Below are 21,880 nucleotides of genomic sequence, written 5' to 3'. Positions count from 1 at the left end.
TCATTTACAAAACTCTATCCAGCTAAAGAATCTCTCTATTGCACTTTTCGTTTTTAACTCATTTCAATCTATTTTATTGATCTTCTCCTCTTCTTTTTTCTTTCGATACCTTCTCTTTATTGAATGTTGGACTTTATTTCTCTTATTCGACTATATTCGGCATGAAAGTACTTGAAAGTACTTTCATATTTTTGTGCCTGTAATTCGAAGATTTTCATGTTCGTTTCTGTATCATTAGTATCATACATTCTGTCAGCTGTCACTTTTCTTCAAACTTATCAAAATCATAAGTTTTATCTAAATTTCACTAAAGGTTTCCTGATGAATATCAGGATTACGTAAATAGAATACGGATCTATACAATATATTTATATCTTATATAAAGACAATAGATATATAGGGAATAATTTGTTTCTAAAACAAATTTATTTTAAAAGATTATTTTAAAATAAATTTTATAAAATGACATAATACTAAATATAACTCACCACAATAGATATAATTACACCATAATATTAATTTCGGGATAGTTTCATATAGAGAATTCTCAATCCTATAAAATTAATTTATTAAAAACAGTTTTTCAAAGATGAAAGTTCTTTCCTGGCAATATTGTAATAAATGATATTTTTTGCGATAGATTGTAGTTTTTTGCAGGTAAAATGAAAAAAATGAGAATGTATTAAGTTAAACATGATACAATCCTGATTAATATTCATAGACGGATATTTAGAAACTGATATTAGAAACTGATATTCAGAGACTGATATTAGAAACTGATATTCAGAGACTGATATCTAGAAACTGATATTCAGAAATTGTTTCACTAGTCATGCTCAGGATTTGATATAAATTTGTCTCACTTCTACCTTTTTCGAGGCTTTAAAATATGTTTTTCCTGGCAATTTGCAGCAAATGCTCTCAGTTTCACAGCAGATATCTTCTGGAGCTTAAAACAGTCCTGAGGATATCTTCACCGCCTGCTTTTTCGACCCTGATGTCAGACGGCTTTTCAATTATCTCAAGATTGAAAGGAAGGCGCTTTCGGATTTCTCCAATTAGCTGAAAATCCCCGCTCAGGATAACACAGTCAATAAACTTGTTTTCGTCAAGAACCCTATCCAGGGCCTCGAGGACTTTGTCCATGTGGTGTGCAATATCCTCTTCCCTCAGGCGTTCAAAGCGGCGCTGGCTAAAGCCTCCTTTACTGTGCTTTTCCTTCACACTGCTGCGGATAAGCTCTTCAGTATCGAAAACTTGCGCATTGGGAGCAAAGCCTATGAAGGATTCGCCTGCATGCAGGACAAGCACGAGCATGTGGTAGTCCTTACTCAAACTTTCTTCAAGCAAAGATACCTCAAAACTGTGCCCAAGCTGCCAGGCTGCAGAAGTGATCGGAAAAGGAGGAGCTATAGCCTCGCAGACCATGCGGTGAAAATCATAAAAAAGTACAAGGCCGGTATCAGAATCAAGCCTGTCAAGAAGCGTACGGGTTTCTTCTTCTACTCGATCAAGAACTTTTTCACTTAGCACACCTGAGAGACGGGTGCCTGGAGGCATATAAGCGGTCAGCAGGCCACCTGCAGGAGTCTGAAAGGATTTGAGTTTGGAGAGGTAAGCCTCAACAGCTTGCGGACTCAGGGTTTCAATTCCGCAAAACTTCAGTTTATCCTGGGATTCAGCCCTGATTGTTTCGAGCTCGTAGGCAAGAGTCCGGGTTCGAGTACGTTCCTGATTTAAAAGAGCCTCAGCTTCCTGCCTGTCCGCAACTGCCTGCCTTGCAAGAGCCTCTTTCTTTTCAAGCTGGGTTTTTGCACTCTGCAGGTCGAGTTCCAGTTTAACAATCTGCGAGTTGAGCCGGTCGATTTCAAGTTCGAGTTGCCCTTTTCCGGAAATCTTCCCTAGAAATGCTCCCAGACCCTTTTTTGGAACTTCAGTGGCTTCTTTTTTTGTTTTTTTGTCGCTGATTTGTCTCCCTCGCACTCTGTTATTTTTGACTTAGATACCGAGTTAATAAAATAAAAGCTTTCTATAAAATTTCTTTGTCAATTTTAATCCTTATTATTTCGAAAGTTTTAATAATATCGTATTGAATGTCACTTTGCTTTCAGGAGCATTTTCTGAAAAGCAAGTTGATTTAAGAAATTATTGCCTAGCTTATAACCTTCAATTTATAACCTACTTCCAATTTATAACCTATAAATCACTCCGGTGCCTGAATGAAAACCTCATTGAAAGACTTTCAAAACCAAACAGGCCAAAAGAGCCCGAACCAGGAAAATCCCGGTCAAGAAGAACCGGGTCGAGTAGATGAAATGGATAAAGAGGACAGGCAAAAGACTGCCGGATACAGAGCTGGAAAATTCCATCCCACACTCTGGATCCAGGGACAAAAAAGCGCTTCTCTTGCCGGGAAAACCATAGTTCTTGGCGTTACTGGGAGCATTGGGGCGGTAAAGACCGTTGAGCTTGCAAGAGAACTGATAAGAAACGGGGCTGAAGTCCACGCTGTCATGACAGAAGCTGCCACGCATATCCTGCACCCGGATGCCTTGCATTACGCTACCGGAAACCCTGCAATAACCGAACTTGGAGGCAGGGTTGAACATGTGGAGTTCTGCGGGCTCAAGGGCAGGGCCGACCTTCTCCTTATAGCTCCTGCAACTGCAAACACTATAGGAAAAATCGCTTACGGTATAGACGATACCCCAGTCACCTCGTTTGTAACGACTGCTCTTGGCTCAGGCGTGCCTGTAATGGTTGTTCCTGCCATGCATGAATCAATGTTCAGGCACCCGGCTGTAGCTGAGAATCTGGTAAAATTGAAAAGCTGGGGAATCTCTATTGTGGGCCCCAGACTTGAAGAAGGCATCGCGAAAATTGCAGCAAACGAAGAAATCGTGCTCGAAGTAGAAAGAACTCTCGGAAGCAAAACCCTTGAAAACCGAAAGATAATTATTACAAGTGGCTCCACTGCAGAAAGTCTGGACCCAATAAGAATTCTTACGAACCGGGCTTCAGGCAAAACCGGCAGGGAACTTGCCCTTGAAGCGTACCGCAATGGGGCTGATGTAACGCTGGTCCATCAAGATCGGCTTGGATTTGCAGGGATTAAAGAAATTTTTGCAGAGAGCGCCGACGACATGACCGATGCAGTACTCTCGGAACTTGAGAAAGGGTACGATATCCTTATCAGTTCGGCAGCAATTGCAGATTATACAGCCGACCCTTCTCCCGAAAAGATAAAGTCGGGAGGGGAACTTGTATTAAAATTGAAACCGACCCGTAAACTGATAAAAGAATGCCGTGAAAAATACCCTGACCTTGTAATTATAGGTTTCAAGGCTGAAACCGGGGTTAAAAAAGACGAGCTCCTAAAAAGAGCAGCCTCAACCCTTAAAGCGTCAAAGCTGGATCTGATTGCAGCAAACGACGTCGCAAAAGGCGGAATGGGCACTGAGGAGAATGAATTGTACTTGCTTGGGCGAGAAAAAAATGAACCCAGGCATGCAAGAGGGAATAAACGCAAACTTGCAGCCTTTATCCTTGCAGAGATAGCTGATCTGTTAAAGTAAAAAATCTGTTAAAAGAAAAAATTTCCTGCAAAATATTCTAGAGTATTTCATAAAATCCAAAATCATTCTGCAAAGTATTCTACAAAACAGGAACGAACTTTGAAAAAATGATTGAAATTGTAAAAAGGCGTTTTCTATGTATACATATGAGAGTGAAGGAGAGGATTTTCTGGCAAAAGCCTATGCTCCGGGACATATTACAGGTTTTTTCCAGATTCACGAGCATGAAAATCCTCATCGTAAGGGTTCTACAGGCTGCGGAATCGTCCTGAATGGAGGCGTCACCACCGAAGTAAAGGTCGGAAAATCTGTAGAAGAAACCGAGATCTTCCTTAATGGAAAAAAGGTTGAAGGCAGAACTACTCGAACAGTCACAGAGATGATGACTGAATTGCCTGTAAGAATAAAGAGCTGGGCAGAAATCCCAACAGGATGCGGATTTGGAGCTTCAGGTGCAGGAGCTCTCGGGACAGCCTATGCCCTGAACAGTGCACTTTCCCTGAACCAGACCGTAAAATGTCTGACTGAATATGCCCATGTAGCTGAAGTTGTCAACTGCAGCGGACTTGGAGATATTGCTGCCCAGTCCAGCGGTGGAGTAGTAGTCAGAATGCAGCCAGGTGGGCCCGAATTTGGGCTTGTTGACAGGATTCCGGCCCCTGAAGCCAGGGTTTTTTGCATCGTGCTTGGCGAGATCTCTACCGGTTCGGTCCTAAGGAATGAAGCTGCATCCGCAAGAATTAACAGTGCGGGAAAAGCAGCTATGGCGGAACTGCTTAAAAAACCCACTATTGAGAACTTTATGCAACAATCAAAAGATTTTGCTAGTAAGACCGGCCTTATGAGTAGTAGGGCAAAAGATGTAATAGAGGCTGCAAAAGCATGCGGAGGACTTGCTTCCCAGGCAATGTTAGGAGATACGGTTTTTGCAATTGCCCCTAACTCTCAAGAATTCGCTCTCTACGAAGCTCTCCAGGAATTTGGGCAGGTGTTAGAGTATGGCATAAGTACCTGTGTACCAAAACTAATGAAGGAATAAGTCCAAGACAAAAAAATACTTTGAATAGGCTAAGGAAAGGAAAATATTTGCAGAAAATTGCTACGTAACTAATCCCCCTATAGATTAAAGAGAGTAGAAATAGAAAATTGAGATCAAATAGATAATATATAATTCAGAATATTCATCTAAGTGTTTTCTCTGAGTGCTCTGAACTAATCAGGCAAATATTGAAACTGATGAAACTCATTTACGAATTCAGGTAACAAATAAAAAAGGTACAATAAAGTAAATTAAAAAAGGTAAGAGACCGATATGACCGAGATACCCAAAGATCACCCGAGGTATGAATCCCTGCTAGCCCGAGAAAAGGTTGCAGCTGGGGTAAAAATGGGAATTACGAGCATTCAGGGGCTAATTGCCCAGGGAAGAGGCGAAAGCTTTGATTACATTCTAGGTGAGCGAAGCACACAGTCTGCCCTGTACGCTGAAAGAGCAGCAGTTGCTGCCTTACTTCTGGCGAAAAACCCTGTAATTTCCGTAAACGGCAATGTCGCAGCTCTCGCTCCTGAGAAAGTTGTTGCCCTTGCAGACGTTACAGGGGCAAAGCTTGAGGTAAATCTTTTTCACAGGACTGAAACACGAGTCCACCTTATAATAGAACAACTCAAAGCCAACGGGGCTTCCGAGGTGCTTGGGAAAAATCCGGATGCAATCCTTGAACTCTCTCACGACAGACGACTGGTAGAGAGCCGAGGGATCTATTCTGCGGACGTTGTGCTTGTCCCGCTGGAAGACGGCGACCGATGTGAAAAACTTGTAGAAATGGGAAAGACTGTTATAACCATCGACCTGAACCCTCTTTCACGGACTTCAAGGATGGCTACAATCTCAATAGTAGACAATCTTACCAGAGCACTCCAAAACATGATCAAGCTCGGGGTGGAACTAAAAAAAGAGAGAAAAGAAGAACTTGTGAAATTAATCACTACTTATGATAATAAAAAAGCTCTCTCTGAGGCTATTTCTGAAATCCAGGAACACCTTAAAGCCATGGCTGCAGAAGTGGAATACTGAATATGGACCTAATAGAAAAAACGAGAGAATTTGTAGCCTCTTTTCTTGAAGGAGAGCCCAGTTCCCATGATATGACCCACATAAACCGGGTAGAATCCCTCTGTCTGGAAATCAGGGAAAAAGAAGGAGGAGATCCTCTTGTACTCCAGCTTGCAGCTCTCCTCCATGATGTCGGTGTAATTAAGGAACATGAAGAAGGTGGCGACCATGCCGTATATAGTGCCGACATCGCATCTGAATTTCTCTCGAAAGCAGGGCTTGGAAAAGAAGTTATTGAAGCTGTTACAAACTGCATCCGGACACATCGTTTCAGCGCAGGGAAAAGCCCGGAAAATCTAGAAGCCAGAATTTTGCAGGATGCCGACAGGCTTGATGCCCTTGGAGCAGTAGGGATCTTTAGGGCTGTTCTTTCTATGGGAGCTCTTAGGATGCTAAAGCATACAACAGGTATGGATAAGGGAAGCTCAAAAAGAACCGTGTATATTGAAGACCCTATTGAAGGTTTTAATGAATATATGCAGTATAAACCTTTCACAATTCCTGAGAAGTTGAATACCAATACCGCGAAAGAGATTGCCGAAAAAAGGCTGAAAATCATGCGCCTTTACCTCGAAGCCCTGAACCTTGAGACAGGAATTGACGAAAGAGGGCTCTAAGAGTCTATCCAAAAAGTATTGTTATCTATTGTAATTTTTAGAGACTTTTTATTATTTTTGATATTCATTAGATATATAAAACAGAAGGTAATTTACTGCTTCAAAATCTGTCTACACAAATTGATTTTTAAAAGACACAAAAAATTCGCGGGAAGAATGAATTGAATTAATAAAAAACCTTATTCTTTTCTGATGAACGCAACAATTGAATAAAAACGAAATTCATATATAGTATTTCGTAATATGTAAAACTGATTTTTATAAGTAGGTATTGAGGAGGGAGTAATTCCCCCCTCTTTGTGCACTAACACAATCCGTTTTTTAAGCCCATTGAGTAAAGTACTCCATATCTCGTTTTTTAGTACTATAAAAGTTTTACTCAATCTTTTGAGTTGGACATTCATTTTTAAAGCTAGTGTCATATGACTTAGCTTTAGTAACTGATCTATTGTATCATAGTATATATACTTATTTATATTTGTTATTTTTTATGTTAATAATTTTTATATTTGATTACTGCGCTAGTTTTTGCCTGATTCATGGGCAATTTGATCTGGATCGCTTGGACAGTCGCAATTAAAAAAGGATTATCTGTGTAAAGTCAGAAAACAGTAAGTCGCTTAGAGAAATATTGATACTTTTCCCAGGTTTATGTACCTGAACTGAGAAATAGGAACAAAATATTAAAATGTTCGTATTTGATATAGAATATCCCAAAAATTGAGAGAAAAAGAAGTGATTTTTCTTTTAAAATACGAACATTATAGGTCAAAAAGTTCGTAAATCAAAGCGTCCTGTAAAAGCAGATTTTTAGGGGAATACACTGTTTTTACAATAAAACCTGTGCATTGTAAATTATGAATGTACTTTTTCATAAAAATATAGGTAGAACCTCTATTTTGGCAAAACTCCAACTCTTGGATATTTTAGAGCTGCCCTTACAAACTCTTCAAATTCAGAATATTGAAGATAAGTGCTGAGATCTTCCTTTTCGTCTTCAACCTTTGAAACAATTTCGAATACTCTTATTTCTTTTGAATCCGAAAGTTTTACGCCTTCTTCAGTTAAATAATCTTCAAGCTCACCTTTTTGCAAAATATAAATATCGTTCTTTTTCAAATTGATTATGAATTCCTTGATTAATTTGTAAACATCTGGATGATTATCTAACAACGTTTCACTTGCCTTGCTTTCCAGATTTGGTTTTATGTGTTTCCAAAGATTGAGGAGTTCTTCCTCAACTTTTTCACCATATTCCCATTTTTCCATTATTTTACAAAAAGCCTTTGCATCAAGTGATTCCTTAGGTTTTAATAACCTAGGTTCCAACTTCTTATTGTTTTTCCACTTGTCATCCTCGTGTTCTGTTAATTTGCTAATTTTGGATCGAATTTCAGATAATTTTGCTTCATCATACTCAACGATATTTTTTAAGTTTTCTAAACCGTGGAATAAGAAATCCAAATCAGCTAGAGCAAACCATTCAATATTAAGATTCTCAGCAATTTGGATATACTTCGCAATATTACCTTTACCATTTGCTCTTATTACAGAAATGTTATTTTTATCCAAATATGCTTTTATGTTTGTTATTTTGTCTGCAAGTAAAGGTATGATTCTTTCCTCTGCTCCCTCTACAATTAATATTTTCTCAGAGAAAAAGAGCTCATTGTTTTGTTTCCAGTTAAATATTTGCTTTTTCTTGAAATCATCTGCATCAGGAATATCAACTTTGTACTTTTTAGTTTCCCCTTCTTCTTTTCTTACTACAGTTATTCTATTAACATAATCTGGCTTAATAAAATCGGATGAATGAGTAGTAATTATTACCTGGTTTTCAATATTTTGTAAACTAACAAAATCCTCAAATACTTGAAGGATGGATCTTCGTCCCTGAGGATGTAAATACAATTCAGGCTCTTCTACTACTAGTAATGAACTATTTTTATGAAACTTGGAACAATAATAACAAAATAAGCTAATTATAAATGCACTTTGTATACCTGATCCTTTATTAGATAATAATGATTTGTATCCATCATCTACAAAAATATTAATTGCTTTATATATATCATCTTTGGTATCCATAACAAATTGAAGTGAAAAATCGCAACCTTGAAAAGATAAATCCATGTTTTGTTTTATATCCTGAATAATATCATCGAATAACATATTGCCGGTTTCATTAATCCGTTTAAATAAAGTATTCATTGTTTCTGAATATGTCTTTGGATCTTTATCACTATCTGCATTAAGTATTGCTTTGTCTTTGTTCTCATCATACGTTTTTTTTATAAGTTTCCCATACCATGTCCAGTTATTGATTTTCAATTGTTTCTCTGGATCTCTAAAAGATGGGATAACTGCACTGTTGATGAGAGAATCTCTGAACTCTGTACTTAGACCCCAACAGCGATATGAATTTGTATGGGTTTGTAAAATAAGTGAAAAATCTGGTTGACATATTTCACCTTTATCATCTTTTTTAACGTATAAAAGAATCCAAGCATTTTTAAGCTCTTTTAAATATTTATTTAAGTCAGCGTTGTGTTTACCATCCGGTCTAACGTAAATTCTCTTACTGTTATTAGCCCAAATATCAAAATAGGTTGACTTTTCTAATTCTTTATCGATGTCGATTTTAAGAGCATCGTGAATATCAAATTGTGTTTCTCCTTCTAAAAATGGAAAACAAAGTAGTTTTCCCATGTTTATTCCTTTAATTTCATTTATATGACTAGATATAGAACCAGATAACTCTGCAAGTATCCAAAAGTATCCATCATCTATTTCATTTAAATTATTTTTATATTTGTGGAAATCCTTGTCTTCAAAAGTTAAGTATGTAGGAAATTTGTCTCCAAAAAGCATATTTAATGCATTCAAAATATTACTTTTACCTGCATTATTTTTTCCTACTATTAAGTTCATACCATTTTGAAATTTTATATCAATATATTTAATGCTTCTAAAATTTCTAATGACCAATCTTGATATATACAATAAATTTTCCCCTCTTAATTTTAAATTGATTTTAAATTTTCTTAATTTTAGTATAAAAAAAGGTTGAATCTAGTTTATCCTAATTGAAAATAAAAAGTAAAATATAATATTTTAAGAAATAATTCTAAAATAATAATAAGATTGGCTGGTATTTTTCGGCAAGTTTATAATATGATTAATTATATCTCCTGTTAATTTAAACTGTAAAAATATTTATGTATTCTTGATCTTGGCACTGTAAAGTCTTCGTCAGTTAATATTAGGTAAAAAAATAATATTAGTTGTAGACTTCACAAAAAGAGTATTCTTAAATAACCGACGAAGACTTTACAGAACCTAAGATAAAAAAGATTTTGAGTTAGCTGTTTTAATTGAGATGTTGGTAGATGCCATGGATAATGATGCTCATTATGACGACAATGTTACACTTGATCCTGAATCATACCGTTGTAGGCAGATTTACGCCTTCTTTGGAGTTACAATGTATTACATCCAGTGTTTAGAAAGAACTTTAGCCATGTTAGGAGCTACTGTATACAATCCAAATGCGGATAAAATTACCAAAGAGGAATACGATACCATCCTTGAAAAAAATTTTACTAAATCGTTGGGTCAAATGATAACGCAAATCAAAAAGTCTGTTGATCTGCCAGATGATTTTGAAAAGAAGCTTGCCGATGCTCTGAAGAAGAGAAACTTTGTAGCACACCATTATTTTTGGAATCGTGCCATAAAGATGAGCCATACGCTAGGGCAAGAAGAAATGATTGCTGAACTAAGTCAATTGAGTACGTATTTTCAAGAGATGGATAAGGAATTAGATTCAGTTTTGAGAAAATGGGGGAAAGCTAAAGGAGTAACAGATACATATATTCATAGAGTTATGGGTGACATGCTTCTTTCGGAAATAAAAGACATCGATGACGAGGAAGCTGTAAAACAAGTTATGAACACTTTAATTTATCAAGTTTTAGATGACACTACTTCAAATAAATGAAAAGAGAAGACGATAAAAGATTTCTGAAAAATTAAAAAATACCTCTAGTACGCAGAACTAACATAACTTTACTAATAATCGTAATACAAAAAATGTTATTTTCGTTTTATTGACTGATTGTTATAATGAAAATTGCTAATTTCAGGCTGATTTTTCCACAATCGCCTATGTGTTTGTTTCCTTAATCATTCCAAATAATATAGGAATTTGCTTGTTTCCTTCGATGAATACATACATCAAAGGCAAAAAAGCTTAAGAAACACAGAGGTTAAACTGAAAGCACCAACGCAGGACACGATTCATCCGTAACTGAGTTTCCAGTAACTTTGTTTTATTTTATCAATAGCACTTGCCTAAATATCATCAGGCTTCATCAGAAAAGAATAAGGCTTTTTATTAACTCAATCCATTCTTCCCGCGTGATTTTTGCGTCTTTTATTATTTTGTTAATCATTCCTCTTCCTATCTTTTCAGTAGGATGTATCGGGACTATTGTTGTTCTTCCATCTGGATGTCGTAAAATAAGTTACTGCCCTTTTGCCTTATCTGCTCGAACCCTATATTTTCAAGTGCTTTCACAGCTTTTTTTACCGGAATAGGTAATATTTTATTCATTAGACCTCAACTTTAACTTGTTGTATTCCAATGAAATCAAGATGCTTTTCTCTTCCTTTCTCGGCTTCAACTTCAATGTAGAGTTCAATTGCCTCTTTTATCCTTCTGCTTAACTCATCAAGAGTTTCAGCCTGGGTATGGCATCCAGGGAGTTCCGGAACAGAAGCTATGTAAATTCCATCCTCATCCTTTTCGATGACAACAGTAAACTCTCTCATTTTATGGTGTTCTCCTTTTATAATACAACATATTCGCATGATTTTACATATAGCTGTGGAAAAACGCTCTACACATAAATATACTCAATTTGTCAACCTTTAAAATTTAGCATAATTTTCAGGACAACTTTTTTTAGGATAACCTCTTAATCCCAATACCTTTTAATTTCAGTTACCTATTAAGTCCAGCATTTCTTAAATTTGGACCGGATTCTTAAATTCAGAATAGTTGAACAGCTTCAGTTCATTACTTGACGGATCTGATTATATGGCTGACATAATTATAAAAAATGCTTACGTTTTAACAATGGACCCTGAAGTGGGAGACCTCAAAAACGGGACTGTTGTTATTGAAGACGGGAAGATTACGGAAATCGGGGAAAAGACCGACGAAAGCGCCGAGACCGTAATTGATGCAAAACATTCGGTAGTAATGCCAGGGCTTGTAAATACGCACACTCACGCCGCAATGACGCTTTTTAGGGGTTATGCCGACGATTTACAGCTTGCAGATTGGCTTGAAGGGCATATCTGGCCTGCTGAGGCAAAACTGACTGCAGAAGACGTCTATAAAGGTAGCCTGCTTGCCTGCCTGGAGATGATCAGGTCAGGAACCACTTCTTTTGCAGACATGTACTTCTATATGGACGAAACCGCAAAAGCTGTTGAGGCATCAGGACTTCGGGCTTCACTTTGTCATGGGCTCATAGAACTCTGGAACGAAGAAAAAGGAGAAACCGACCTTAAGGAAGGTAAACGCTTTGTTCGAGCCTGGCAGGGAGCAGCTGATGGCAGAATAAAAACAATGTATGGGCCCCATGCCCCGAATACCTGTTCTGAGGAATTCCTTGCAAAGGTGAGGGAAGAGGCTAACAGGGATGGCGCCGGAATCCACATTCATGTCCTTGAAACGGAAGCCGAACTCCTAGCTATGAAAGAAAGGTACGGTAAATGTTCGGTACATCTCCTGGAAGATATAGGATTTTTCGGGCCTGATGTGCTCGCCGCTCACTGTGTCTGGCTTTCGGAAGGCGATATAGAAATTCTTGGGAAAAGAGGTGTGAATGTTTCCCACAATGCCATAAGCAATATGAAACTGGCTTCAGGGATTGCACCTGTACACACAATGCTCGAAAAAGGAGTGAATGTGAGCCTTGGCACTGACGGCTGTGCCTCAAACAATAATCTTGACCTTTTTGAGGAGATGAAAACGGCTGCTCTTCTGCACAAAGTCAATACTTTCAACCCTATTGCTCTTCCTGCGAGACAAGTACTTCAAATGGGAACAGTGAATGGTGCAAAAGCCCTGGGCACGGAAACCGGCATGTTGAAACCCGGAATGAAAGCGGACTTGATAGTAGTGGACATGAAAAAACCGCATCTTACCCCCTGCTTTGATGTTCCTTCCCATCTGGTATACTCTGCAAAAGGAAGCGATGTCAGGACAACAATTGTAAACGGAAAAATCCTGATGGACGATTACAGGGTACTGGCCCTGGACGAGCAGAAAGTAATGGAAGAAGCTCAAAAAGCTGCAGAAGAACTTGTTGCAAGGGTAAACGCCTGAACCCTCTAATGAAATATGATCTTGATACCGGACTACATTGAAATATTTTGATATAACACCCAGATATAATGCTGTAATTAAATATCGGAAATGGATAAATAAATTGAAATAATGTTCCGGTGTGTAACCTCAATGAATTAAATGTAAACACTTCTGTTTGATTTTTAAAGAAATCGAATATGTTTGATTTAATATAAATTGAATTCAATTGCTTATCTGATACTACGGGATCAACATGACCGAAAAAGAACTCATAGAATCCGGAAACATGAAAATGGACTGGGCAAGAAACCATATGCCTGTACTTGCTATTGTCAGGGAGAAGTTTGAGGAAGAAAAACCCCTGAAAGGGCTGAAGGTAGGAATGGCCCTGCATGTGGAAGCAAAAACTGCAGTCCTTGTAGAGACCCTAGCAGCAGGAGGTGCAGAGGTATCGATCACCGGCTGCAATCCTCTCAGCACGCAGGATGATGTGGCCCTTGCCCTCGGTACCCGCAAGAATATAAGCTGTTTTGCAAGATACGGAGTCGAGAGCCAGGAATATTACGAAGCAATCGACCGGGTCCTGGACATCAAACCCGATATCACCATAGACGACGGAGCAGACCTTATATTTAAACTGCATAAGGAAAGGACCGACCTACTTCCGAACATATTGGGCGGCTGCGAGGAAACAACTACCGGTGTGCACAGGCTTCATGCAATGGAAAAGGAAGGCGCCCTGAAAATGCCAGTTATTGCGGTAAACGATGCCATGACCAAATTTCTTTTTGATAACCGCTATGGAACAGGCCAGTCAGCTTGGGATGGAATTAACAGAACCACAAACCTTTTAGTAGCAGGCAAAAACGTTGTTGTTGCAGGCTACGGCTGGTGCGGGCGCGGTGTTGCGATGCGAGCTTCAGGCCTTGGAGCAAATGTAATCGTTACCGAAGTCGATCCTATAAGGGCCCTTGAAGCCAGGATGGACGGGTACAGGGTAATGAAAATGTCAGACGCTGCAAAATTAGGGGAAATCTTTGTGACCACTACCGGAAACCGCGATATCCTCACAGCCGAACATTTCCAGACCATGCCGGACGGAGCAATCCTTGCAAACTCCGGGCACTTCAACGTGGAAATCGATATGGAAGCCCTTGCCTCCCTTGCTAAATCCGTCCGAATCGTAAGACATAACATAAAAGAATACGATCTCGGCGACAGGCGCATCAATGTTATAGCTGAAGGCAGGCTGGTTAACCTTGCTGCCGGCGACGGGCATCCTGCCGAAGTTATGGACATGAGTTTTGCAAACCAGGCCCTCTGTGTGCGTTATATTGCCGAAAACAAGCTTACGAACGGAGTTCATAAAGTACCTCTTGAACTTGATACTTTTGTGGCAAAAATGAAACTTGAATCAATGGGCATAAGTATAGATGAACTCACACCGGCACAGGAATGCTACATGAGCGGCTGGGAGTGCGGGACGTAATTAAGAAAACAAAAAGAGTACTTTCCGCAGTCAAGAGATTCTGACGATTTAAAGTGCAGTAATCTTACTGCTTTAATTTTTGATTGCATTCCATTTTCACAAGGCAATAATATTTACCGCATCTCAGAATCTTTATCATATTTTTATAACCACTTAACATGGTCTCTAAATAAAATTTTATCTCCTAAATTACTTTACTTCATAAACATTGTTCAACTTATTGAATATTTATTAACTTATATAGTACTATTGAATTTCTTTTTTAAGAATTTTTGTCGAGAGTTAAATATTTTGATATTTATCATAGGCAGTTTTATAACCAATAATTTGCAAAGAACATAACAAATGTATAATTTATTTTAGAAATACATTTGAAAAAAGAACATATTTTTACTTTTTACAAAAATGGTGGAATTCGATTTCAGTAGCGGAAATTTAGGTGAAATCGATAGCAGCAAATACGTAAATTACTCTTTAGACCTAGAACATGAAGTATTGATTAACAGAGGTTAGAGAAATAGGTTAGAAAATAATGGATACCTGATGTACAAGAAAACATTCAAAGGCTAAAAACTTTGACAAGGAGTGGGTTAAAAGTTGGGCATTAAACATCAAACGATTACATCAAAAATTAAATCAAACAATTATATCAAAAGCTTACATCAAATATTTCGATATCAGGTTCCGTATTTTGAAAGTCCTGGCAAAGGGATAATGAATAAATTGGTTTATATGACAAAATTTTAGAAAATTGTCTAGAAAATTGCCTGATCTTATAAGTAACAAATCACTCACGGGTGACCAATTATTGTATTGATTAAAAACAAACTTTTAAATTACCTTTGAAATTCGGAAAAGGGTTGGAATGCAAAAAAGTTTGAGAAAATCTGGCATTGATATTATTGAAGATGCGCCCTGGGGAACTCACTTCTGTCAATTCTACCAGACAAAAGAAGATTTAATTGACATACTTATCCCCTACTTCAAAGCAGGACTGGAAAATAATGAATTTTGTATGTGGATTACATCACAGCCTCTCGATGAGGAAGAGGCAAAAGAAGCCCTGAGAAAGGCTTATTCCGAGATTGATATTTACTTGGAGAGAGGGCAAATCGAAATTATTCCCTATGACTGCTGGTATGTAGTAGATGGGACTTTCGATCCGCAAAGAATACTTAATGGGTGGATTGAAAAACTCGATCAGGCTCTAGCTAAAGGCTACGATGGCCTGAGATTGAGCGGAAACACCTTTTGGCTGGAAAAAGAAGGCTGGAATGATTTCATCGAATATGAAGAACTAATAGATACTACTATTGGTAACTACCAGATGATGGCTCTATGCACTTATTTCCTTGAGAAATGCAGCGCAACTAACATAATTGACGTTGTCAGCAACCATCAGTTTGCTCTGGTTAAGAAGGAAGAAAAATGGGAGCAGATCGAGAGTTCCAGGCGCAAAAAAGAAGGAAAAAAAGCTCTTGGAATAGAGCAGCATTGGGGATACACCTTTGATGCTGTGCCAGACCTGATAGCCATACTTGACAATGAATATAAAATTGTTCGTGCAAACAAGGCAATGGCGGCACGATTTGGATTGAAACCCGAAAAATGTACAGGCTTAACCTGCTACCAGGCTGTACATGGGACGGATAGGCCTCCTTCTTTTTGTCCGCATAGGAGGATGCTTGAGGATGGGCTTGAACACACTGCGGAGATTTGCGAGGAATGCCTAGGTGGTTACTTCATAGTGAGTGTCTCGCCACTCTATGACTCTGAAGGAAAAATAATCGGTAGCGTTCATGTAGCACGTGACATCAACGAACGCAAACAGGCTGAAGAAGCATTACTTAGAAGCGAAAATGAATTCCGTGCATTAGCTGAAAATTCTCCTGACATAATTGCTCGTTTTGATACACAAAACCGCTATATGTACATTAATCCTACCGCTACCGAAATTTATGGTTTTCCTCAGGAAGAAATTATCGGGAAAACTAAAACTGAATTGGGAAGAGATCCTGAGCATGTAAAGTTCTGGGAAGAACACCATCAGCAAGTTTTCGCCACAGGAAAACCTATGACAATGGAATTCCATTACATATCGCCTCAAGGGAAAGAATACTATTTTAACACAAAAATAGTACCTGAGTTTATTGGCAGGAAAATTGCTTCCATTCTTTCAATTTCCCGTGATATTTCAGACATAAAAATAGCAGAAGCAAAACTGAATGAAACACTTGATAACCTGGAAGAGTTAGTTGAAGAACGTACAATGCAGCTTGAGAAGGCTTATGAATCACTGAAAGAAAACGAAAAAGGCCTTGCTGAAGCTCAAAGAATGGCGCATCTTGGAAACTGGGAATGGAATATTATAAATAATGAACTTTACTGGTCTGACGAAATTTATCGCATTTTTGGATGCATTCCCCAAGAATTTGGGGTAACTTACGATGCATTTATGGAGTATATACATCCAGAAGATAGAGATTACGTAAATAATGCAGTTAAAGAGGCTTTAAACGGAAAGACCTACAGTATTGATCACAGGATTATATCAGCCAATGGAGAAGAACGTATAGTACATGAACAGGCTGAAGCTATTTTTAATGATAAAGGAATTCCTGTTTGGATGCGAGGAACAGTTCAGGATATTACCGAACAGAAAAGGGCAGAAAAGGCATTAAAACTGGCTAACGCATATAATCGCAGTCTTATTGAAGCCAGTATAGATCCCTTTGTAACTATCGGTCCGGATGGTAAAATTACTGATGTGAATAATTCAACAGAATTTGCTACGGGTTATTCTCGTGAGGAGTTAATTGGGACTGATTTTTCAGATTATTTCACCGCGCCTGAGAAAGCCAGAGAAGGATATCAGCATGTATTCCGGGAAGGGCTGGTGCGAGATTACCCATTGGAAATTCAGCATAAAAACGGACACATAACCCCGGTTTTGTATAATTCATCGGTTTACAGAGATGAAGCTGGAGAAGTTATTGGAATTTTTGCAGCTGCACGTGATATCAGTGAACAGAAAAAGGCAGAAGAGGCTCTGAGGTTATCAAACATTTATAACCGTAGCCTTATTGAAGCCAGTCTCGACCCCCTGCTTACTATAGGGCCTGACGGAAAGATAACCGATTTAAATAAGGCTACAGAACTAGTTACAGGATATTCCAGAAATGAATTGATAGGAACTGATTTTTCGGATTATTTTACAGACTCTGAAAAAGCCAGTGAAGGATATCGACAGGCGTTTATAGAAGGTGAAGTCTGGGATTATCCTCTTGAAATCCAGCACAAGAATGGTCAAGTAACTCCTGTTTTGTATAATGCTTCGATTTATAAAGACGAAACCGGTAAGGTTATTGGGGTTTTTGCTGCAGCGCGAGATATTACTGAGAGAAAAAAAGCAGAAGAACTGTTAAAACTAAAATTAGAGGAACTTGCTCGCTCAAATGCAGAATTAGAGCAATTTGCCTATGTATCATCCCATGACTTGCAAGAGCCCTTAAGAATGATAGCAAGTTACTTACAGCTTCTGCAAAGAAAATATCAGGGAAAGCTTGACGATAAAGCTGATAAATACATCTATTTTGCGGTAGACGGGGCTACCCGTATGCAAAATCTAATAAATGATCTTCTAGAATATTCTCGAGTGACTACAAAAGCCAGAGAATTCGAGCCCACAGACTGCAAATCTATTTTGGATCAGGTAGTATTTGATTTAGATGTATCCATAAAAGAAAGTGAAACCAGTATATCCTATAGTTCTTTACCTGTAGTAATGGCAGATTCTATCCAGTTAGCTCAGGTATTCCAAAATCTTATCAGTAATGCTATAAAATTCCGCAGTGAAAAAGCCCCGAAAATCGAGATTTCTGCAGAGGAAAAGGCCGAACAATGGCTATTTTCAGTACAGGATAACGGAATTGGAATTGATTCCAGATTCTATGATAAGATCTTTGAAGTCTTTAAAAGGCTTCATAAAAGAGAAGAGTACCCTGGAACAGGTATAGGGCTTTCAATTTGTAAAAAAATCGTAGAAAGACATGGAGGACATATTTGGGTAGAATCTGAATCAGGTAAAGGTTCGATCTTTTACTTCACTCTACCAATAATTCCTATAAAATTTTATGATAAAGAAATATCGTAAAAAATTTGACCTCTTTGAAATTTGGGTTTAAATTCGATAATCAATTTCAGAAAAGTTCAAGGTTCTTGCTTAGCTTCATCATTTAGGAAGGAAATAGGTATGAAAACTCGGATAGCGTTTAAACCGGTAGAGATTCTTGTAGTAGAAGATAGTAAAGGCGATATTGGACTAATAGAAGAAGGTTTCGAAGACGCAAAAATCGGGAACGTTCTTCATATTGTAGAGGATGGAGAAGAAGCAATCGCTTTTCTACGTGGCGAAGGACAGTTTTCAGGCTCCCCACGCCCGGATATAATACTACTGGATTTAAATTTACCAAAAAAAGACGGGCGTGAAGTTCTTGAGGAAGTTAAAGGCGACGATGAACTAAAAAATATACCTATTGTGGTTTTAACCACTTCCAAAGCTGAAGAGGACATACTGAGATCTTATAATCTTCATGCCAACGCATACATTACTAAACCTGTTGACTTTGACCAGTTTCTAAAAGTAGTTAAATCTATAGAAAATTTCTGGCTTGAGATTGTAAAATTGCCATCGAAGTAAAGTCAAGTTAACCCGGATAGGACGGTTTGGCTATGGAAGAAAAAGTAAAAATCTTACTTTTCGAGGACAATCCCGGGGATGCAGGTTTAATTGAAGAGATGCTCGAAGAATCCGCCGACTTTCGATATGAACTTAAAAATGCTGAAACCTTGAAAGAAGGCTTGAGTTTTCTTAAAGAGAACTTGTTTGACATAATATTATCTGACCTGGGATTGCCAGATAGTGATGGCATTGATACTTTTCTTGAAATTCATGCAAGGAATTCAAGAATTCCCATTGTAATTTTTACTGGGATAAGTGATGAAAAAATAGGAATTGATGCTGTAAAGAAAGGTGCTCAGGACTACCTGGTCAAAGGGCAGGTAGACAGTAGGTTATTGAAACGTTCTATCCAGTATTCCATTGAGCGTAAAAAAGCAGAGGAAAGAGTTCAGAACTTAGCAAATATAGTGGAATCATCAAATGATGCTATTATAACCCGGTCTCTTGACGGTTTCATTACCAGCTGGAACCAGGGAGCAGAACAAATATACGGATATTCAGCTGAAGAAATATTGGGAAAGCCTGCAACACTCCTAATACCATGCGGCTTGGAAAACGAAACACTAAAACTAACTGAAATGGTAAGACAGGGAGAAAAGATTCACCAGTATGAGACTTCACGGTTAAGAAAAGACGGTAAGATTATTGATGTCTCAATGACTCTTTCTCCGGTTTTAGAGATATCTGGAGAGCTTATAGCTATCTCAGTTATTGTCAGAGATATAACTGAAAGTAAAAAAGCCGAAGAAAAGCTTCAGAAAAGTGAGGAAAGATATCGGATCATAACAGAACAGACCGGCCAGCTCGTATACGAGTATGACATTGAAGAAGATAAAATTTACTGGGCAGGTGCCATAGAAAAGGTTACAGGATATACTCAGGAAGAATTACTGAGCACCGGAGTTAAGCTCTGGATAAACAATGTTCATCCTGACGACCAGAAAAATGTCTGGAATCAAAAAATAATAGACTGCGGTAAAAGCATAAAAAAAACTGAAAATAAAAGAAAAAATAAAAGAAACTTCCATTTGGAATATCGTTTGAGAAGGAAAGATGGAAGTTATATCCATATAGAAGATCATGGAGTCTACCTTCAAAAAGGAAATTATCTCACAAATAAAGTCCTTGGGATAATGAAGGATATCACAGAAAGGAAAAAGGCAGAAAATACCCTGAAAAAGATTGAAGAAGCCCGTAAAAAGGAAATTCATCATAGAATTAAGAATAACCTGCAAGTGATCTCATCTCTGCTTGATCTCCAGGCTGAAAAATTTGCTGGCAATGATGTATACGATACTTCAAAAGTCCTTTCAGCTTTCAGGGATAGTCAGAACAGGGTTATTTCTATGGCCTTGATCCATGAAGAACTGTATGGGTCCCGAGAAGTAAGTACACTTAACTTTGCAACGTACTTGCAGAAGTTGACTGAGGACCTTTTCAAGTGTTACAACATTGGAGCTTCAGGAGCCCAAAAGGTTCTGGAAATAGAGGAAAACACCTTTTTTGATATGGACACCGCAGTTCCATTAGGGATGATTGTTAACGAACTTGTCTCAAATTCTCTTAAACATGCATTTCCGGGAGGTAGAACCGGAGAAATCCAGATAAAACTCTCCAGGAACGAAAAAGGAAATTTTGAAAACGGTGCAATTGAAGACAGCAATGGGAAGAGTAAAACTACCGGTTATACCCTGACCGTTTCGGATAACGGAGTAGGCATACCTAAAAGCATTAATATAGAAGACTCCGATACGCTTGGAATACAGCTGGTAACCATCCTGGTAGATCAATTAGATGGTGAACTTGAATTAAACAGGGATTCTGGAACTGAATTTGTTATAAAACTTACAGTATAGGAGAATTAGTAAAATTTTCAGGATGTACATCTTTACATATTTATATCATTAATCAAGTGGCTCTCGAGATAGCTCTATAGATCACTCTATTATAGATGATAGAGGCATTAGAGCTGAGATATACATACCCTGCTTGCATTTTTTAAAATACTTAAATTTAGAAATTTGGATTTGACTAATTAATACTTTATTTTGGAGAGGGTGACTACCGGGAATAGGGACGTTATTCAGAATTGGGGCAAAAGTCTCAAGTTACCCGGGAATAAGAGAAATAAATTGAATTTTTGGCCTTACTTTTAAAAAGTTAAAAATTATCGTACATATATTTTACTGGCAAAATCTAAAAAAATCCCGTAAAAATACGTCACGTGAGAAATAATTTCAGCTTAAATATACAGGAATTCCGGGAGAAAAAAGGATCTCACCATAAACTATTTATAGAATAGCTATAATTAGAGGGTTGCACCGGTGTGAGAGGTGCTCCCTGAGGCAGCGGGGCAGCAGGGTGGCATGAAAAAAGCTCCAGGTGCAAAGAAGTAAAATGATGTAAAAAAAGTAACTGGGCCCGTAGCTCAGTCAGGCAGAGCGACTGGCTTTTAACCAGTCGGCCTAGGGTTCAAATCCCTACGGGCCCGCCATGTTCTTTATTATATCCGGCGGAAAGGCCATCCGCGGGAAAATCAGACCTGACAAATTTTTTGAATACTTTATTTTTGGAGGAAAGGATTTGACAAAATTCAGCCTGCTCGACCATGAGTCGGTCCCTAAACATGAAATTATGTCTGAAGGCGAGTTAAAATCTGTTTTGAGCAAATATTCCATAGAAAAGGAGCAACTTCCGAAAATCAAAGTGCAGGATCCTGTTAGTAAAGAAATAGGAGCTGTTGTCGGAGACGTAGTGAAAATCACAAGAAAAAGTCAAACTGCAGGGGAGGCAGAGTACTACAGACTTGTGATCGAGTAAGCGGCATGGGGTAAACCGCTTGCAAGATTGAATTTCTTCACGGAATGTGTCTTTTTGAATTCCACGCACCATCATACGGCAAAATTCAACAGTTGCATACCGATCTAAGGATCAGAATCTCTTGATTTTCATTTTAATAAAGC

Annotated in this window: 16 protein-coding genes and 1 tRNA gene; 12 read left to right on the top strand and 5 right to left on the bottom strand. The window is 38.2% G+C overall.

Annotated elements, in window-relative coordinates; translation table 11 throughout:
• Window positions 1-927 precede the first annotated feature (927 nt).
• On the bottom strand, window positions 928-1,983 hold the full coding sequence (locus BP861_RS02590; protein ID WP_292372287.1) for a Vms1/Ankzf1 family peptidyl-tRNA hydrolase: 1,056 nt from the start codon (window positions 1,981-1,983) through the stop codon (window positions 928-930).
• A gap of 332 nt (window positions 1,984-2,315) precedes the next feature.
• Here BP861_RS02590 and coaBC point away from each other — a divergent pair, with 332 nt between their 5' ends.
• From coaBC to BP861_RS02570, 4 genes are all read left to right on the top strand, one after another.
• The gene (gene coaBC, locus BP861_RS02585) at window positions 2,316-3,575 is read left to right on the top strand and encodes a bifunctional phosphopantothenoylcysteine decarboxylase/phosphopantothenate--cysteine ligase CoaBC (protein WP_394339157.1); all 1,260 of its coding nucleotides are present in this window, start codon (window positions 2,316-2,318) and stop codon (window positions 3,573-3,575) included.
• 136 nt (window positions 3,576-3,711) lie between these two features.
• Window positions 3,712-4,614 (top strand): pantoate kinase, encoded by a 903-nt coding sequence (locus tag BP861_RS02580; RefSeq protein ID WP_292372283.1) that lies wholly within the window; start codon window positions 3,712-3,714, stop codon window positions 4,612-4,614.
• A 273-nt stretch (window positions 4,615-4,887) separates the two neighbouring features.
• Entirely contained in the window at window positions 4,888-5,649 is a 762-nt protein-coding gene (locus BP861_RS02575; protein WP_292372282.1) for a 4-phosphopantoate--beta-alanine ligase, read from the top strand.
• 2 nt (window positions 5,650-5,651) lie between these two features.
• On the top strand, window positions 5,652-6,305 hold the full coding sequence (locus BP861_RS02570; protein ID WP_292372280.1) for an HD domain-containing protein: 654 nt from the start codon (window positions 5,652-5,654) through the stop codon (window positions 6,303-6,305).
• Window positions 6,306-7,199: 894 nt separating this feature from the next.
• Here BP861_RS02570 and BP861_RS02565 read toward each other — a convergent pair.
• Entirely contained in the window at window positions 7,200-9,293 is a 2,094-nt protein-coding gene (locus BP861_RS02565; RefSeq protein ID WP_292372304.1) for an ATP-dependent nuclease, read from the bottom strand.
• A gap of 391 nt (window positions 9,294-9,684) precedes the next feature.
• Here BP861_RS02565 and BP861_RS02560 point away from each other — a divergent pair, with 391 nt between their 5' ends.
• Window positions 9,685-10,305, top strand: coding sequence for a hypothetical protein (locus BP861_RS02560; protein WP_292372278.1), 621 nt, complete (start codon window positions 9,685-9,687; stop codon window positions 10,303-10,305).
• A 373-nt stretch (window positions 10,306-10,678) separates the two neighbouring features.
• On the opposite strand, the gene BP861_RS02555 is transcribed toward BP861_RS02560, so the two are convergent.
• Genes BP861_RS02555 through BP861_RS02545 form a run of 3 tightly spaced genes read right to left on the bottom strand, consistent with a single transcriptional unit; the run spans window position 10,679 to window position 11,138 of the window.
• Window positions 10,679-10,789, bottom strand: a complete 111-nt coding sequence (locus tag BP861_RS02555; protein WP_292372302.1) for a hypothetical protein — start codon at window positions 10,787-10,789, stop codon at window positions 10,679-10,681.
• Between the two features lie 5 nt (window positions 10,790-10,794).
• Window positions 10,795-10,920, bottom strand: a complete 126-nt coding sequence (locus BP861_RS02550; protein WP_292372277.1) for a hypothetical protein — start codon at window positions 10,918-10,920, stop codon at window positions 10,795-10,797.
• Window positions 10,920-11,138: a type II toxin-antitoxin system HicB family antitoxin gene (locus BP861_RS02545; RefSeq protein WP_292372275.1), complete on the bottom strand. Its 219-nt coding sequence runs from the start codon at window positions 11,136-11,138 to the stop codon at window positions 10,920-10,922. Before BP861_RS02545 ends, BP861_RS02550 begins: the two co-directional genes overlap by 1 nt.
• Window positions 11,139-11,406: 268 nt before the next feature.
• Between BP861_RS02545 and BP861_RS02540 the strand changes: the two genes are divergently transcribed.
• The 7 genes from BP861_RS02540 to BP861_RS02510 all read left to right on the top strand — a co-directional run bounded on the left by BP861_RS02540 (window position 11,407) and on the right by BP861_RS02510 (window position 21,737).
• The gene (locus tag BP861_RS02540; RefSeq protein ID WP_292372273.1) at window positions 11,407-12,705 is read left to right on the top strand and encodes an amidohydrolase family protein; all 1,299 of its coding nucleotides are present in this window, start codon (window positions 11,407-11,409) and stop codon (window positions 12,703-12,705) included.
• Between the two features lie 235 nt (window positions 12,706-12,940).
• Window positions 12,941-14,176, top strand: a complete 1,236-nt coding sequence (locus tag BP861_RS02535) for an adenosylhomocysteinase (RefSeq protein WP_292372272.1) — start codon at window positions 12,941-12,943, stop codon at window positions 14,174-14,176.
• Between the two features lie 865 nt (window positions 14,177-15,041).
• The gene (locus tag BP861_RS02530) at window positions 15,042-18,329 is read left to right on the top strand and encodes a PAS domain S-box protein (RefSeq protein WP_292372270.1); all 3,288 of its coding nucleotides are present in this window, start codon (window positions 15,042-15,044) and stop codon (window positions 18,327-18,329) included.
• A 99-nt stretch (window positions 18,330-18,428) separates the two neighbouring features.
• The gene (locus BP861_RS02525; RefSeq protein WP_292372268.1) at window positions 18,429-18,875 is read left to right on the top strand and encodes a response regulator; all 447 of its coding nucleotides are present in this window, start codon (window positions 18,429-18,431) and stop codon (window positions 18,873-18,875) included.
• Window positions 18,876-18,907: 32 nt separating this feature from the next.
• On the top strand, window positions 18,908-20,773 hold the full coding sequence (locus tag BP861_RS02520) for a PAS domain S-box protein (protein ID WP_292372266.1): 1,866 nt from the start codon (window positions 18,908-18,910) through the stop codon (window positions 20,771-20,773).
• Window positions 20,774-21,334: 561 nt separating this feature from the next.
• Window positions 21,335-21,411 (top strand) — tRNA-Lys (locus BP861_RS02515).
• Window positions 21,412-21,500: 89 nt separating this feature from the next.
• Window positions 21,501-21,737 carry a DNA-directed RNA polymerase subunit H gene (locus tag BP861_RS02510; RefSeq protein WP_292372264.1) on the top strand — a complete coding sequence of 79 codons (237 nt, stop codon included), beginning with the start codon at window positions 21,501-21,503 and terminating at the stop codon, window positions 21,735-21,737.
• Window positions 21,738-21,880: the final 143 nt, after the last annotated feature.

The organism is Methanosarcina sp. UBA411 (assembly GCF_002495725.1).
Taxonomy (GTDB): Archaea; Halobacteriota; Methanosarcinia; order Methanosarcinales; family Methanosarcinaceae; genus Methanosarcina.
Note: the sequence above shows the minus strand (reverse complement) of the source record. Positions and strands in the feature narration are given on the sequence as shown.